Source organism: Streptomyces sp. SD15 (genome assembly GCF_054462255.1).
Map to the genome: position 1 here is coordinate 124,181 of NZ_JBTLMO010000001.1, position 15,317 is coordinate 139,497.

Below are 15,317 nucleotides of genomic sequence, written 5' to 3' on the forward strand. Positions count from 1 at the left end.
AGGTCAGGCAGGTTGTTCCGTGCTCACACATCGCCGTAGACGACGCGATGGCACATCCCGGGTATCGAACCGGAGGCGAGCTTCGCCATCACGTCGGGCAGCTCCTCGAAGCCGCACTCGCCGGTGACCAGCGCGTCGAAGGCGGGATCGGCGAGCAGTTCGAGGGCGAGCGCGAGCCGGTCGGCGTACGTCCGGCTCGCGCGCCGCGCCGGGGAAACGGAACCCACCTGGCTGCTGCGGATCTGCAGCCGCCGTGAGTGGAAGGCCTCCCCCAGCGGCAGGCTGACCCGCCGGTCGCCGTACCAGCTCAGTTCGAGCACGGTCCCTTCCTGGGCGAGGAGTTCCAGGGACCGGGTGAGCCCCGCTTCGGTGGCGCTGGCGTGCACGACGAGGTCGCATTCGTCCGCGGCGTCCTCAGGGAGCGCGAAGTCGACGCCGAGGGCGCGGGCGATCTCACCGCGCGCGGGATCGGCGTCGACGAGCTGGACCCGTACGCCGGGGAAGCGGGCGAGGAGCGCGGCCACGGAGCAGCCGACCATGCCGCCGCCCACGACGGCGATCCGGTCGCCGACCAGTGGCGCGGCGTCCCACAGGGCGTTCACCGCGGTCTCCACGGTCCCGGCGAGGACGGCGCGGGCGGCGGGGACGGACTCCGGTACGACGGTCACGGCGCTCACCGGGACGACGTACCGCGTCTGGTGTGGATAGAGGCAGAAGACGGTCCGCCCGAGCAGTTCCGCCGGCCCTTCCTCCACTCGGCCGACGCTGAGATAGCCGTACTTCACGGGTGCGGGGAATACGCCGTCCTGGAACGGTGCACGCATCGAGGCATGCTGACTTTCCGGCACGCCACCTCGGAAGACGAGGGTCTCGGTTCCCCGGCTCACCCCGGAGTAGAGGGCGCGCACCAGCACCTCTCCCTCGGTGGGCGCCGGCAGCGCGATCTCGCGTATCTCGCCGTGCCCCGGCGACCGGAGCCAGAAGGCGCGAGCTGAGAGTTCCATGAACGTCCCCCTGAACGAATCAGCAGATCTTCACGTACGGACCGGTGACAAGCCGCGCACTGTACGCGGCGGTGATCGACTCTGTCATCTGGCCGGAGGATGTGCGGTGGCCCTGAACAACACTTACGACGCGAGGCTCCTGGCGCAGGAGACCACAGTAGGAGCGGGTCTTCAGCTCCTGGTGCTGGCTCTGCTGGGCACGGCGATCGGGATGGGGCCTGCGGGCTGGCTGACCGGCCTGGCCTTCGCGCTCGCCACCTGGGCGGTACTGACCCGCGCCCTGCGCCGCTCGCGGCCCCGCTCCTTCGGGCCGGCCAACCGTGTGACCCTCGGCCGGGCGATCCTGGTCGGCGGCGTCACCGCGCTGGTCGCGGACTCCTTCCAGAGCTCGCCCCCGGTGACCCTGCTCGTCGGTCTGACGGCGGTCGCCCTGATCCTGGACGGGGTCGACGGCAAGGTGGCCCGTCGCACCGGAACGTCCACCGCGCTGGGCGCCCGCTTCGACATGGAGGTCGACGCGTTCCTGGTCCTGGTGCTGAGCGTGTACGTCTCCATGTCGCTCGGCCCCTGGGTCCTGCTCATCGGCACCATGCGGTACGCCTTCGTGGCGGCGGCCCGGTTCCTGCCCTGGCTGAACGCCTCGCTGCCGCACAGCATGGCGCGCAAGACGGTGGCAGCCGTGCAGGGAATCGCGCTGCTCGTCGCGGGCGCCGGGGTACTGCCGCACCTGGCGAACGCCGCGACGGTGTTCCTGGCGCTCGCCTCGCTCGTCTGGTCGTTCGGCCGTGACATCGCCTGGCTGTGGCGCACCCACGCCCACGAAACCCGTGCCGCCATCGAGGCCCACGTGGCCCACGAGCAGCGCCACGACTCCCGCGAGCTCGTCGAAGCGCGGTGAAGCGGAGTGCGGTGAAGCCGAGCTCCCGGCGGCTCTTCCAGGGCGGATGCGCATCGCAGCCGCCACTGACCGGCCGGAAGCCGCGGACTGACGGTCAGACAGTTGATAACGATTTGGCAGCCCCACGCTCTATGGCGCGTCAGGGTCCGGATGTGTGAAAGACCGTCTCGTCATCAAAGGCGCCCGCCGGCACAATCTCCGTGACATCTCGGTGACGTTGCCCCGGGACACGCTCCTCGTTCTCACCGGTGAATCGGGTTCGGGTAAGCAGCACAACCGCGAGACCCTCGAAGTACACTTCAAAGACAAGTCCATAGCCGACGTCCTGAGCACGACCATCGAGGAGAGCCTGGACTTCTTCGCCGAGGGCGCCCCCGGACAGGTGGCTGCCCCTCCGCGCTCCCGCACCGGGCAGTTCCTTCGAACGCTTCCGGAGAGGAGCTGAGTGCCATGGAGACGGACACCCAGGCCTGGGAACAGGAGCCGCCTGCGCCCGCTCCGTATCCGGAGGAGGACGACGACGCGCCCAGCGCTCGGCTCACCTCGGGCGGCGCGACGATCGATCAAGTACGGGACTATCTCAAGCAGATCGCCCGGGTCTCCCTCCTCAGCGCCGAGCAGGAGGTGGAGCTGGCGAAGCGGATCGAGGCGGGCCTGTTCGCCGAGCAAAAAATCGAGGAGGACCCGGGCCCGACCCCGGAATTCCGGCGGGAGTTGGAGCTCCTCGCGGCGGACGGACACCTGGCGAAATCCCATCTCGTCGAGGCGAACCTGCGGCTGGTCGTCTCCATCGCCAAGCGCTACAGCAGGCACGGGATGCTGTTCCTGGATCTGATCCAGGAGGGCAATACGGGCTTGATCCGCGCGGTGGAGAAATTCGACTACGCCAAAGGTTTCAAGTTCTCGACCTATGCGACCTGGTGGATCCGACAGGCGATTTCGCGGGCGCTGGCCGACCAGAGCCGGACCATCCGCATTCCCGTCCACATGGTGGAGGTCATCAACAGAATGGCCAAGGTCCGCCGGGAAATGATCCAGGACACCGGGACCGATCCCACGCCGGAGCAGCTGGCGGACAAGCTGGATCTGCCCGTGGAGAGAATCACCGAGATCGACGGCTACACCAAGGAACCCGTCTCGCTGCACATGCCACTGGGCGAGGACGGCGGCACCGAACTCGGCGATGTGCTGGAGGACAGCGAGACGGTCTCCCCGTCGGACATGGTCACGTTCCTGCTGCTGAAGGACGCCATCCAGGACGTCCTCGCCAACATGACCGCCCGCGAGGCCGGGATCATCACCCTGCGCTACGGCCTCGTGGACGGACAGGCAAGGACATTGGAGGAGATCGGCCAGGTGTACGGAGTGACCCGCGAGCGCATCCGCCAGATCGAGTCCAAGACGATGTCCAAGCTGCGCCACCCCTCACGCTCCCAGGCGCTTCGGGACTACCTCGACGTCAGCTGATCCCCGTCCGTTTTCCCATCGGCTTTCTCATCGGCTTTCTCATCGGCGTCGCCACTCCTCGGCCAGCAGTTCGTACGACCGCACCCGGTCGGCATGGGTGTGCGTGATGGTGGTGATCAGCAACTCGTCGGCGCCGGTCGCTTCCCGGAGCTGCTCCAGCTGGTCGGCGACGCGTCCCGGGGAGCCCACGAACTGGGTCTGGACGCGGTCCTCGACCAGCGCCCGGTCCCCGTCGCTCCAGACATGGGCGCGGGCCTGCGCGGGAGTGGGGAACTCGATGGCGCCCTCGGCCGTGCGGATGCTGCGGACCCAGAGTCCGTAGCCGGTGGCGAGCTCACGGGCGGTCTCGTCGTCCTCGGCGACGACCACGTCAGCCGACACGCTGACATAGGGCTTCTCCAGGACGTCGGACGGCCGGAAGGCGGCGCGGTACCCCTCGGCCGCCTCCAGCACCGTCGCCGGGCTGACGTGGTAGTTCGCCGCGAACCGCAGACCGCGTCGACCCGCGACTTCGGCACTCTGCCCGCCGCTGCTGCCCAGGATCCACACCTCTACGTCGGCGCCCTCGCCCGGGACGACATGCGCCTCGACGCCGTCCGCCGACCGGTACGTCCCCGCGAGCAGCGCGAGGATGTCGTCGATCTGCTCGCCGTAGTCCTGCGACTGGGCGTGCGGCTGCTGGAGCAGCGTGCGCTGGAGGGCGATCCGGGGGGAGCCGAGCAGGTGCTCGAAGGAGAACCGGGGCGGGATGCGCAGGCCGTTCGGAGCGCGGCCGTCGACCACGGGGGTCGCGGTCGACAACGGGGCCGCGGGCTGTCCCGGCGGACGTCCGCCGGAGCGGCCGAGGCCCAGGTCGAGGCGGCCGGGGTGCAGGGCGTCGATCAGGCCGAACTCCTCCACCGTGGAGAGCGCCGTGCGGTGGCCGAGCTGCACGGCCCCGGAGCCGAGCCGGATCGTGGAGGTGGCGGAGGCGGTCAGGGCCAGCACCACCGCGGGTGAGGTGCCGGCCACCCCCGGGTTGAGATGGTGCTCGGCGAACCAGTAGCGGGCGTATCCCCATCGCTCGGCCCGCCGGGCCAGCTCGATGGAGTTGCGCAGGGCCTCGGCCGCCGTGGAACCGGAGGAGATCGGGACGAGGTCGAGGACGCCGAGGGGGATGTCGGACATGGGGTGAGACTCCTCAGCGGTCGATGGGGACGGGCGCGGGTGCCGGCGGGGGTGCTGACCCGGGCGACGGGTCGGGCGACGGCTCGGGCGACGGCTCGGGCGACGGCTCGGGCGTGGTGAACACCGGTGCCCAGGGGAACGGCGGATCCGGGATGTCCCGCCGGAGTACCGGCGCGACCTCGGCCTGGAAGCGCTCCAGCGAGTCACGGTGCTGGATGTCGGTCAGTCCGCCCGCATCCGCGTGCAGATGCAGCACCGTGTGCCCGAACCGCTCGTGGTAGCGGTGCACCTTGTCGATGATCTGCTGTGGGCTGCCGATCAGCGCCGAGCTCCGCTGGACGAAGTCCTCCAGAGTCGAGAAGACCGGCTCCAGGCCCAGTCGCTTCTGGAACGCCAAGTTCCCTTCGAACACCGGCCGGTACGCGGCGAGCGCCTCCTGCGAGGTCCGGGCCGCGTAGACGCCCGCGGTCCCCGCGCCCACCGCGATGTCGGCCGGGTCGTGACCGTAGTACTCCCAACGCTCGCGGTAGTGGCGGATCAACTCGGCATACGGCTCGATGGGGTTGGTGACGTTGGCGGAGAAGAGCGGATCGCCGTAGCGGGCGGCGAGATCCACGGATTCCTCGCTCGTCGCACTGCCGTGCCACACCCGGACGGGCTGTTGGAGGGGTCTCGGCCACACCTCCGCGTCGTGGAGCTGCGGACGGAAGCGCGTCGCGGCGGTCACTCTGTCTCGCCGCCAGAGCTGCCGGAACACCTCATAACTCTCGGCGTTGCGGTCCCACTGGTCCTCGGGCGTGACATGGAACAGGTCCCGCTGCGCGGCGCCGTTGCCCTTTCCGATGATCAACTCGAGGCGCCCGCCGGAGAGATGGTCCAAAGTCGCGTAGTCCTCGTACGCGCGTACCGGGTCGAGCAGGCTGAGCGTGGTGACCGCGGTGAACAACCGGATCCGGGAGGTGAGCGCGGCGAGGTGGCTGAGGACGACCGGCGGCGAGGAGGAGATGAACGGCCGCTCGTGCCGCTCCCCCACGCCGAAGCCGTCGAAGCCCAGTTCCTCGGCCAGCAGCGCGTTGTCGATCACCTCGCGGAAGCGGTCATGGGTCGGCTTCTGTACGCCGGTCACCGGATCCGGGGCATGCACGATCAGGGTGATGGCCAGGAACTTCACGAGGCGGCCCGCTCGGCCGGCGCTTCGGCGTCGGGCTGCGCGAGGCCCAGATGGTCGCGCAGGGTGGTGCCCTCGTACTCCGTACGGAACACACCGCGCTCCTGGAGCAGCGGAACCACCGTGTCCGCGAAGGTGTCGAGCCCGCCGGGGGTGATGTGCGGGACGAGGATGAAGCCGTCGGAGGCGTCGGCCTGCACGAAGTCGTTGATGGTCGCGGCGACGGTGGCCGGAGAGCCTATGAAGGACTGGCGGTTGCCGGTCTCGATGACCAGGTCGCGGATGGACCACTTGTTCGCGGCCGCGAGTTCCCGCCACTCGCGGGCGGTGGCCAGCGGGTCGCGGTACATCCGCACCTGGGCGCGGCCGCGCGCGATGGTGTGCTCGCCGAGGTCCGGATCGATGTCGGGAAGCGGGCCGTCCGGGTCGTACGCGGACAGGTCCCGGTTCCAGACGAACTCCAGGTGCTTGATCGCGGTGGCACCACTGACCTGCAGACGGCGCACCTCGCGGGACAGTTCCTCCGCCTCGGCGTCCGTGTCGCCGAGGACGAAGGTCGCGGCGGGCAGGATCAGCAGTTGGTCGCGGGTACGGCCGTACCGGGCGAGTCGGCCCTTGACGTCGGTGTAGAACGCCTGGCCCTCCTTGAGCGTGGCGTACCGGCTGAAGATCGCGTCGGCGCCCGCGGCGGCGAACTCGCGGCCTTCCTCGGAGTCGCCCGCCTGGAAGATCACCGGGCGGCCCTGCGGGCTGCGGGGGACGTTGAACTGCCCCTGGATGTCGAAGTGTTGGCCCTGGTGCACGAAGGCCCCGGCCTTGGCGTCGCGCAGGAAGGTGCCGGTCTCCCGGTCGGCGACGATCTCGTCCCCGTGCCAGGAGTCGAAGAGTTCGTTCGCCGTGGTCAGGAACTCCTTGGCCCGGGAGTAGCGCTCATCCTGCGGGAGGAAGCCGCCGCGGCGGAAGTTCTCGCCGGTGAAGGCGTCCCAGGAGGTGACGACGTTCCAGGCGGCGCGTCCGCCGGAGAGGTGGTCGAGGCTGGCGAACTGACGGGCCACTTCATAGGGCTCGTTGAAGGTGGAGTTGATGGTGCCGGTGAGGCCGAGGTGCTCGGTGACGGCGGCGAGCGCGGTGAGGACGGTGAAGGTGTCCGGGCGTCCGACGACGTCCAAGTCGTAGATCTTGCCGCCCTGTTCCCGCAGACGCAGCCCCTCGGCGAGGAACAGGAAGTCGAACTTGGCGCGCTCGGCGGTCCGTGCGAAGTGCGTGAAGGAGCTGAACTCGATGTGGCTGCCGGCCTCGGGGTCGCTCCATACGGTGGTGTTGTTGACGCCGGGGAAGTGCGCCGCGAGGTGGATCTGCTTGAGGGGCTTGTCCTGTGACGTGCTCATGAGTGGGTCCCTCCGGCTCAGGCGGTGGCGTCGGCGTAGCGGTTGGCGGGACGGGAGAGTCCGAGCAGTCCGCGCAGGGTGTCGGCCTCGTACGACTGCCGGAAGGCGCCGCGGCGCTGGAGCTCCGGGACCAGGCCCTGGGTGATCGCCGGCAGGTCGTGGCCGACGACGGCGGGGCGCAGCCGGAAGCCGGACAGTCCGGACGACTGCAACTCCTGGAGCAGATCGGCGAGTTGCGCGGGTGTGCCGGTGAAGACCCGCGCGTCGCTGGTGTACGGGTAGCCCGCGAGGGAGTCGAGTCGCTCGCGGCGGGCCGCGGCGGTGACGGGGTCGTCGTCCAGGAACACCACGAGGTCGCCGAAGAGGTGGAGGGGTTCGTCGGCGCGTCCCGCGGCGTGGTGCTCGGAGCGGACCGCGGCGACGATGGCGCGCGCTTGCTCGACGTCGTGCGGAGTGACGTAACCGATGTCGGTGGAGCGGCCCAGCAGCCGGAACGGAGCGCCCGTCGCGGTCTCGTGACCGAGCGCGCTGACGAGCGGCTGGCCCTGCGGCGGCCGGGGCGTGATCGAGGGGCCCTTGACGCTGAAGTGCTTGCCCTCGAAGTCGATGTAGTGCAGCTTGTCGCGGTCGACGAAGCGGCCGGTGGCGACGTCACGGATCTCCGCGTCGTCCTCCCAGCTGTCCCAGAGCCGGCGCACCGCTTCGACATGGTCGGCGGCCTCGTCGAAGAGGTCGTCGGTCAGCTCCCGCAGGGCCGGGCCGTCCAGGTCCTCGATGCGGAAGCGCGGAAACGTGCGGCGGCCGAAGTGCGCGGCCTCGTGTCCGCGGGCGGACACCTGCACCCGTACGCCCGCGCGTCCCGTGCTCACATAGTCGAGGGTGGCGATCGCCTTGGAGATGTGGAACGGCTCCGTGTGGGTGACCACCACGGTCGGCACCAGTCCTATATGGCTGGTCAGCGGCGCGACGCGGGCGGCGATGAGGACGGCGTCCAGACGCCCGCGTACCTGGTCGGTGCGGCCGTCGGGTTCGGTGAAGTGAGAGGACTGGAGTCCGAGGGCGTCCTCGATGGTCACGAAGTCGAGCAGGCCGCGCTCGGCCTCCGTGATCAGGTCCGTCCAGTACGAGGCGGTGAGCAGATCCCGGGGGCGGGCCACCGGCTCGCGCCAGGCGGCCGGGTGCCAGCCCGCGCCGTCGAGCGCGACGGCAAGGTGCAGGGCGGCGGGGGAAGAGGGGGAAGTGGGCGCGGAAGAGGGCGCGGAAGTGGGCAGCGAAGATGATGACGAGGACACGAAAGGGGTGCCTTCCTGATCGACCGTACGAGAACGCCCGCCCTCGGAAGAGAGGGCGCGGCGGGGGGTGACAGGTCAGGGACGACAGAGCGCGCCGGCGACACGCTGCAGATCTATGTGCGGCCGGGAGTACAGGTGCACGCGGTGGCGCGGGACGAGCACCATGACGCGGAGACCGGACACAGCTGGCACGTCCGTCACCTCCGCCCTTCCGTCCCGGCGGGCCCGGGGCCGCGCCGACATCATGGTGTCCTCTCAAGCACAACGGCCCGCCCGCGCCGTCTGTTCCGGCTCCGCGCCCGGAGTTCGCACCAGCAGCAAGCTCGTGCGGCGGCGCAGGGTGAAGCCGATCGACTCGTAGAGCCGGATCGCGCCGGTGTTCGCCGCGGAGGCATGGAGGAAGGGCGTGTCTCCGCGCTCCCTGATGCCGGCCGCGATCGCGCGGACCAGCCGGGTGGCCAGGCCCCTGCCGCGCTGGTCAGGATCGGTGCAGACCGCGCTGATCTCCGTCCAGCCGGGCGGGCGCAGACGTTCGCCCGCCATGGCGATCAGGCGGCCGTGGTGCCGGATGCCCAGGTAGGTGCCGAGTTCGACGGTACGGGGCAGGAAGGGACCGGGCCGGGTCAGGGCGATCAGGTCCAGGATCTCGGGTACGTCGTCGGGTCCGAGCCGCACCGCCTCGGGGGCGGGCTCGGCCCGCAGCCCCGCGTCGACCAGTTGTACGCCCTGGCCGTGCTGCACCGTCTGCCAGCCGTCGGGAGCGGTCGGTGCCCCCGACACCGGTGTGACGGTCCCCGGGCCGACCAGCGCGGCCAGGTTCTCCCAGGCACGCGGGTCGGCAGGGTCGGCGAGGGCGGCGAACGGGGAGACGTCCAGAGGGTAGCGGGCGGCGCGTCCGACGCGCTCGGCGAAGGAGGCGTGCGGGCCGGTCAGCGCGGCCCAGGCGGCGTTGTCCAGGATGTGCGCCGCCGCCTGGGTCTGTGGGGTCGGTCGGGCGAAGGTGGACATGGCGGTGCCGTATCTCCAAGGAGGGATGAGGGGCTTCAGGTCTTTCGGGAACCGGTCAGGAGTTGTCGAGCGGCAGCCCGGGCGGGTTGACCTGAGAGGTGCTGACGGCCTCGTTGGAGAGGTTCCAGGCCGCGAGCCACTTCGCGTACTGACCGTTCTCGATCAGGTAGTTGATCGCGTCGGCGACCGGCTCGGCCAGCCCGCTGTCCTTCTTCGCGGTGGCCGCGATCAGCCCCTGGAGCGTCGCGCCAGCACCGGAGAACTTGCCCGCGTTTCGCGTCGGGTTGGGCGTCTTCGCCACCTGCGTGATGTGGTACGAGATGCCGGGGTTGGGCCCGAAGTAGGCGTCGATCTTTCCGCTGGACAGCGCCAGATAGACGCTGTTGTTGTCCTGGAAGTACTTGACCGTGAGCTTCTTTCCCTCCTTCGCGAGCTTCGCCTTCCACTCCAGCAGGATCTTCTCCTGGTTGGTGCCGGCGCCCACGGAAACGGTCTTGCCGGCCAGGTTCTCGTAGTCGTCGTCGAAGTTCCAGGTGCTCTTCTTCAACACCTCGAAGGCGAGGTTGTCCTGTCGGTAGGAGGCGAACTCGTACTTCTTCTTGCGCTCCTCGGTGTCGGTGACGTTCGAGAAGGCGACGTCGACCCTGCCGCTGTCTATACCGACGAACAGGTTCTCCCAGGTCGAGTTCTTGACCTCGGGCCGCAGCCCGAGCACCGCGGCGACCAGTCTGCCCAGATCGGGTTCGGCGCCGGTGAGGGTCTTCTGGTCCTCGCCCACGTACGCCAGCGGGGGAAACCCGGCGGGCAGGGCGCCGACGCCCACGACCAGCTTGCCGCTCTTGGCCACCGACTCGGGCAGTTCGGCGCTGATGGACTTGACCTCGGAGACCTTGAGGTCGGTCTGCTGGGCGGCGCCGTTGGACAGCGCGCCCACGGTGACCGTACCGGCGGAGGCGCTGTCCGTCCTGGTGGCCGCGTCGCTGTCGCCCCCGCACGCGGCGAGCCCGGTGGCGAGGGTGACGACGGCGGCGGACGCGGTGACGCCACGGAGGAGTCTGCTGCGGAGGGTGAGGGTACGCATGGCTGTCCTTGTTCGGGGTGCGGTGACGGGTGAAAAGCGACCGGCGAAAGCGAAAGGTGAGACGTGAGAGGTGAGAGGTGAGGAGTAGGAAACAAGAAGTGAGAGGCGAGGGGCTGGGTCAGAGGACCTTGCTCAGGAAGTCTCTGGTCCGCTCGTGTTTCGGCCGGTCCAACACCTGGGCGGGCGGGCCCTGTTCGACGATCCGCCCTTCGTCGAGGAAGACGATCCGGTCGGCGACCTCGCGGGCGAACCCGATCTCGTGGGTGACGATGACGAGGGTGGTGCCGCTGGTGGCCAGGTCCTTGATGACGGCCAGTACCTCGCCGACCAGTTCGGGGTCGAGAGCGGAGGTGGGTTCGTCGAAGAGGATGACTCCGGGCCGTAGAGCGAGGGCGCGGGCGATGGCCACCCGCTGCTGCTGACCGCCCGACAACTGGCGTGGATAGGCGGCGGTCTTGTCGGCCAGACCCACCCGGCCCAGCAGGGTGAGCGCCAGCTCCCGGGCCTCAGGCTTGCTCAGCCGGCCGGTGGCCACCGGGGCGGCCGCCACGTTGTCCAGCACCGTCAGATGCGGGAACAGGTTGAAGTTCTGGAAGACGAAGCCGATCCGGCTGCGCTGGGCCAGGATCGCCCGCTCGCTCAGCTCCTTGAGCCGCTCGCCGTGCCGACGTACGCCGATCAGCTCGCCGTTCAGGCTGACATGGCCGATCTCAGGCTTCTCCAGGTGGTTGATCACCCGCAGCAGGGTGGACTTGCCGGAGCCCGACGGTCCGACGATCACCGTGACCTCTCCGGGCTCCACGGTCAACTCCACGCCGTCCAGAACGCGTTGAGATCCGTACCACTTGTGCACGTCGTGGACCTCGATCAGTGCCTTGGTGGTCATGTCGCCGTCTCCCTTCGGACGCGGGCCCGCAGGTCGCCCAGACCGGTCCGCACCTTCTGCAACGGGGTCGGCGGCAAGGTGCGCAGGGCGCCCCGCGAGTAGTACCGCTCGACGTAGAACTGGACGACGGAGACGACGCTCGTGAGGATCAGGTACCAGGTGGTGGCGACCAGGAGCAGCGGCACAATGTCGCCGGGGTAGGTGCTGCCCATGCTCTGCACCGAGCCGAAGAGGTCGAGCAGCGAGACGTAGAAGACCAGCGAGGTGGCCTTGATCAGGCCGATCAGCTGGTTGACGTAGTTCGGGGTGACGGAGCGCAGCGCCTGCGGGAACACGATCTTCCTGAACTGGTACCCCTTGGGCAGCCCGAGTGCGGAGGCCGCCTCGTGCTGGCCCTGGTCGACCGCGAGGATGCCGCCGCGCACCACTTCGGCCGCGTACGCCGCCTCGTTGAGGCTCAGTCCGACGACCGCGACGACCATGTCGGTGGCGAGCCGGGACTCGTCGAAGGTGAAGAAGGCCGGACCGAACGGGACTCCGAGGCTCAGGGTCTGGTAGAGCGCACTGAAGTTGTAGAGGAAGAGCAGGACGACGATCAGCGGTACCGAACGGAACAGCCAGATGTAGACCCAGCTCACCGCCCGCAGCACCGGACTCCTGGAGAGCCTGGCCAAGGCGAGCACGACGCCGCCGAGCAGACCCAACACCGCGCTGTACGCGGCCACTTCGAGGGTGATCAGCAGACCGTCGAGAATCGTCGGACGCAGGAACCAGTACGGGAATCGGTCCCATTGGAAGAAGGGGTTGGTCGCCAGCCCGTGGGTGATCTGCGCGACCACGACGAGCACGATCGCCGAAGCGATCCAGCGGCCCGGCCGGCGCAGCGGCAGCACTCGCTGCGCCGCCGATGGCGTCGGCTTGACCACAGGTGCGGGAGGCGGCTCTGCCGTGTCCAACTGCACGGCAGAGCCCAAGGGTTCACTCATGGAGGGCTCCAGGCGACTCGTACTCCCCCGGGGCGCGCAGGGGAAACAGGCCCGATACGGGGGCAAGGAGGGGAAGCTCACCGGGAGTTCGCCGGGACAGCGGCGAACACCAGCGGTTCAGAGCTCAGCGAAGAAGAAAGAAGAAGAAAAGCGAAAGGGCAGCGGTGCGACCGGGGTCAGCCCTGACAGAGACGGCCGGTGCCGCGACAGGTACAACACCATGCGGTGTCGGCGCGGCCGCCCTCGGCGAGGAGCAGCTCGGGGCGACGGTTCGCGGGCATGGACGCGCAGCCGTGGCGCCGCGAAGCGGTCGTCCCCGGGGCTGCGTACATCGCGGTCACCGTCACCATTCCACCCCGCGGGGCCTCGCGCTCACCGGAACGCATCCGGTCCAATGCGGCGTAAGTTAGGCACGCCGTCAAACGAATGTCAACGCCGACCGGCCCGTGTGACCACGTCGTGAGACCGCGCGGATGCCTTCTTGACGACTCACCGGAGCGCACCGAGACTGACGGGGACGGTCACGATTGTCAGCGCCCGTCGTATCGGGGTTTCCCGTACGACGCGGTTATCGGCCCCGGCCCGCTGGCAGGCAACCCTTCCACCGCGACGGGGTGCCCCGGGTGACGACCGGGTTCCGCCGGAGCGGCGGGGCAAGCGTGGTCTCGCCTCTCGCGAGCCCCGGACACGGGAGCGGTGGGAATGTGACCAGGAACGGTCTGACGAGACGTCTGCACATCGACCTGCAGCGGGTTTCCAGCGCGTACTAGACCGTCGCGTCCCACGATCCGGACCGGCACGTCAGCGCAGTCACTCCGTTCCGCCGCTGCCGCCCATGAGGCGGCCGGGGCTTCGTCGTTCCCGTGGAGAGTCATGCCCGAGACAGTTTCGCTCACTTCGCACGCAGGCACCGCAGGCCCGTGCGCCCCAACCCCGCGCGTCGCGGGCTCAGTTGCCCCGAATCCCCGGGGCGCCCTCGCGTCCCCTCGCCCGCACCGCATCCGCAGCCGCATCGGCGTGGGCCTGGCCGGCGGCTTCTACCCGGCACCGCACCGCTATCAGCTGTACCTCTCCGAGGGCTGTCCGTGCTCGCTGCGCATCTCGATCACCCTCGACCTGCTCGGCCTGCGTGACTCGGTCGCTACGACGCTGCTGGCGCTCCCCGCGGAATCAACGGAAACCTCGCAGCCACCTGCCGCGTTCACCGCACTGCGCAGCGCGTACGAGGCCACGTGGCACCACTACGACGGTCCACTCATCGCGCCCGCGCTGTGCGACCGTTGGAGCGGACGCATCGTCAGCAATCACACCCCCGACATCCTGCGCGACCTCGCCGGACTCCTGACCGGCCGCGACGACGCCTGCCTGCCTCGGCTCCACCCACCGGCCCTCGCCGCCGACATCAACGCCTTCCGTGAGCTCCTCGACCGGGACGTCACCTCTACCGCGCGGCCGGAGGTCCTGTCGGCGACGCTGGACCGGCTGAACCGGCAACTCGCCTCGCACACCTACGCGTTGGGCGACAAGCTGACGGCCGCAGACGTCGACCTCTGGGTCGCACTCGCCCAACTCAAGGCCCCTGACACCCTTTGCGGGTACGACCGGCTCCAGGCCTACGTACGACGGCTCGACGCCCACACGGCGTTCACGCGCCCGTCCCACGCCGACGCGCGGCAAACGTAACGTCCGTCGAGGTGCGAGTTACGCCTTGGCGCGGGTGAAGGCGAGCGTGCTGGTGACCGTGGCCAGGCCGCGGATCATGCCCATCTGGTTGTGATCCATTCCGAACTGGTCGCGGTCCACGGTGAAGTCCGCGGTGAGCGTGACGGCATCGGCGCCGGACTCGGTGACGCGCGCGGTGACGGACTGCGGACGGCTGATGCCGCGCACGGTCAACTGGCCGTCGATCTCGACGGTGTCGTCCTGACCGACGGCGGTGGCGTGGACGGCGAAGGTGATCGTGGGGTGCCGGTCCGCGTCGAAGAGGTCGGCGCCGCGGAGGTGCGTGTCGCGCTTGGCGTTCTTGGTGTCCAGGGACGCGACGTCCAGAGTGATGGTGCCGTTCGCGGTCCCGTCGGGCTGGACCTCGCCCTCTCCGGTGACACCGGTGAAGGTGCCCTTGACGGTGACCATGCCCCACATCGTCTTGTGCTTGATGGCGACGGTGGAACGGGCGGGGTCGAGCTGCCAGAGGCCGGTTTCTACGGCGACGGTCATGAGGGTTCTCCAGACGGTTACAGGTCGTACACAAGGAGTGTGAGGAGGACGACCGAGGTCATCCAATTTTGGATGACTGAACGCTAGCCTGTTCTTCAAATTTGGACAACCGGTAGACTGCGACACCATGGCCGACTCCTCCGCCCCCGCCGATCCGCCCGAACGCGAGCACACGGGCGACGACGGACTGCTGCCCGCCGAGCTGCGGGCCTGGATGCGCCTGCTGGCGGCGGCCGGAGCGATCGAGCAGCAGCTGCGCGCACGGGTCAAGGACGCACTCGGTGTCTCGCACGACGAATTCCTGGTGCTGTGCCTGCTCGCGGACCAGCCCGGCTCCGGTCTGCGGATGACGCAGATCGCGGAGCTGCTGGGCCGTCCCAAGACGCGGCTGACCTATCAGGTGGCCTGCCTCCAGCACGCCGGCCTGATCACCAGGCGCTCGGCGTGCGGGGACCGGCGGGGTATCGAGGTTGCGCTCACGGACAAGGCGCGCACCCTGCTGCGCGATTCCTCGCGCCCCCTGGCCGACGCCGTCTCCCAGGCCATCGCCCAGACGGCCTGCGCACAGCGGTACGACGCGCTGCACGAGCTGTTGCCGCTCGCCCCGGCCGCCGACGGGGAGCACCCCCTCCGGAAGGCGGAGTAACCCGCTCACCAGGGGTCCGTACACACACCCGGACACCGACCGGCCGGGCCGTACGCCATCCGACGTACTCCGATCTTCGTAGTCGCGATCGGACTCCGGTTGGACGCGG

The 15,317-nt window shown here is 69.4% G+C and carries 16 protein-coding genes, 1 pseudogene and 1 riboswitch; of the genes and pseudogenes, 6 read left to right on the forward strand and 11 right to left on the reverse strand.

Annotated features, from left to right (window positions below; translation table 11 throughout):
- Window positions 1–23 precede the first annotated feature (23 nt).
- Window positions 24–1,004, reverse strand: a complete 981-nt coding sequence (locus ACX28W_RS00585; protein WP_458996751.1) for a zinc-dependent alcohol dehydrogenase — start codon at window positions 1,002–1,004, stop codon at window positions 24–26.
- Between the two features lie 106 nt (window positions 1,005–1,110).
- Here ACX28W_RS00585 and ACX28W_RS00590 point away from each other — a divergent pair, with 106 nt between their 5' ends.
- The 3 genes and pseudogenes from ACX28W_RS00590 to ACX28W_RS00600 form a co-directional block, all read left to right on the forward strand.
- Window positions 1,111–1,902, forward strand: a complete 792-nt coding sequence (locus ACX28W_RS00590; protein WP_458996752.1) for a CDP-alcohol phosphatidyltransferase family protein — start codon at window positions 1,111–1,113, stop codon at window positions 1,900–1,902.
- Between the two features lie 154 nt (window positions 1,903–2,056).
- Window positions 2,057–2,347 carry a hypothetical protein gene (locus tag ACX28W_RS00595; RefSeq protein ID WP_458996993.1) on the forward strand — a complete coding sequence of 97 codons (291 nt, stop codon included), beginning with the start codon at window positions 2,057–2,059 and terminating at the stop codon, window positions 2,345–2,347.
- Window positions 2,332–3,369 (forward strand): annotated as a pseudogene (locus ACX28W_RS00600) (RNA polymerase sigma factor); the annotation flags it as partial. The gene ACX28W_RS00595 and the pseudogene ACX28W_RS00600, both read left to right, overlap by 16 nt.
- A gap of 39 nt (window positions 3,370–3,408) precedes the next feature.
- On the opposite strand, the gene ACX28W_RS00605 reads toward ACX28W_RS00600, so the two are convergent.
- From ACX28W_RS00605 to ACX28W_RS00645, 9 genes are all read right to left on the reverse strand, one after another.
- Window positions 3,409–4,536: an LLM class flavin-dependent oxidoreductase gene (locus tag ACX28W_RS00605; protein WP_458996753.1), complete on the reverse strand. Its 1,128-nt coding sequence runs from the start codon at window positions 4,534–4,536 to the stop codon at window positions 3,409–3,411.
- A gap of 13 nt (window positions 4,537–4,549) precedes the next feature.
- Window positions 4,550–5,707 (reverse strand): LLM class flavin-dependent oxidoreductase, encoded by a 1,158-nt coding sequence (locus ACX28W_RS00610; RefSeq protein WP_458996754.1) that lies wholly within the window; start codon window positions 5,705–5,707, stop codon window positions 4,550–4,552.
- Entirely contained in the window at window positions 5,704–7,092 is a 1,389-nt protein-coding gene (locus ACX28W_RS00615) for an NtaA/DmoA family FMN-dependent monooxygenase (protein WP_458996755.1), read from the reverse strand. The genes ACX28W_RS00610 and ACX28W_RS00615 overlap by 4 nt, the downstream gene beginning before the upstream one ends.
- A 17-nt stretch (window positions 7,093–7,109) precedes the next feature.
- Complete coding sequence (locus ACX28W_RS00620) at window positions 7,110–8,363, reverse strand: LLM class flavin-dependent oxidoreductase (protein ID WP_458996984.1); 1,254 nt, start codon at window positions 8,361–8,363, stop codon at window positions 7,110–7,112.
- Window positions 8,364–8,459: 96 nt separating this feature from the next.
- Window positions 8,460–8,630 carry a putative leader peptide gene (locus ACX28W_RS00625; RefSeq protein ID WP_458996756.1) on the reverse strand — a complete coding sequence of 57 codons (171 nt, stop codon included), beginning with the start codon at window positions 8,628–8,630 and terminating at the stop codon, window positions 8,460–8,462.
- Between the two features lie 9 nt (window positions 8,631–8,639).
- On the reverse strand, window positions 8,640–9,392 hold the full coding sequence (locus ACX28W_RS00630; protein ID WP_458996757.1) for a GNAT family N-acetyltransferase: 753 nt from the start codon (window positions 9,390–9,392) through the stop codon (window positions 8,640–8,642).
- Window positions 9,393–9,447: 55 nt separating this feature from the next.
- The gene (locus tag ACX28W_RS00635; protein WP_458996758.1) at window positions 9,448–10,473 is read right to left on the reverse strand and encodes an ABC transporter substrate-binding protein; all 1,026 of its coding nucleotides are present in this window, start codon (window positions 10,471–10,473) and stop codon (window positions 9,448–9,450) included.
- Window positions 10,474–10,591: 118 nt separating this feature from the next.
- Window positions 10,592–11,359 (reverse strand): amino acid ABC transporter ATP-binding protein, encoded by a 768-nt coding sequence (locus ACX28W_RS00640; RefSeq protein WP_458996759.1) that lies wholly within the window; start codon window positions 11,357–11,359, stop codon window positions 10,592–10,594.
- A complete protein-coding gene (locus tag ACX28W_RS00645; RefSeq protein ID WP_458996760.1) occupies window positions 11,356–12,345 on the reverse strand; it encodes an amino acid ABC transporter permease in 990 nt (329 codons plus the stop codon). The genes ACX28W_RS00640 and ACX28W_RS00645 overlap by 4 nt, the downstream gene beginning before the upstream one ends.
- 519 nt (window positions 12,346–12,864) lie before the next feature.
- A riboswitch (SAM riboswitch) is annotated at window positions 12,865–13,011 on the forward strand.
- Between the two features lie 38 nt (window positions 13,012–13,049).
- On the opposite strand from ACX28W_RS00645, the gene ACX28W_RS00650 reads away from it, so the two are divergent.
- Together ACX28W_RS00650 and ACX28W_RS00655 are read left to right on the forward strand one after the other, a co-directional pair.
- Window positions 13,050–13,115, forward strand: a complete 66-nt coding sequence (locus ACX28W_RS00650; RefSeq protein ID WP_362079578.1) for a putative leader peptide — start codon at window positions 13,050–13,052, stop codon at window positions 13,113–13,115.
- Window positions 13,116–13,218: 103 nt separating this feature from the next.
- Window positions 13,219–14,028: a glutathione S-transferase C-terminal domain-containing protein gene (locus ACX28W_RS00655; protein WP_458996761.1), complete on the forward strand. Its 810-nt coding sequence runs from the start codon at window positions 13,219–13,221 to the stop codon at window positions 14,026–14,028.
- 18 nt (window positions 14,029–14,046) lie between these two features.
- Here the strand turns inward: ACX28W_RS00655 and ACX28W_RS00660 are convergent, their stop codons facing one another.
- On the reverse strand, window positions 14,047–14,562 hold the full coding sequence (locus ACX28W_RS00660) for a YceI family protein (protein ID WP_458996762.1): 516 nt from the start codon (window positions 14,560–14,562) through the stop codon (window positions 14,047–14,049).
- 127 nt (window positions 14,563–14,689) lie between these two features.
- On the opposite strand from ACX28W_RS00660, the gene ACX28W_RS00665 reads away from it, so the two are divergent.
- The gene (locus ACX28W_RS00665) at window positions 14,690–15,208 is read left to right on the forward strand and encodes a MarR family winged helix-turn-helix transcriptional regulator (RefSeq protein ID WP_458996763.1); all 519 of its coding nucleotides are present in this window, start codon (window positions 14,690–14,692) and stop codon (window positions 15,206–15,208) included.
- Window positions 15,209–15,317 lie beyond the last annotated feature (109 nt).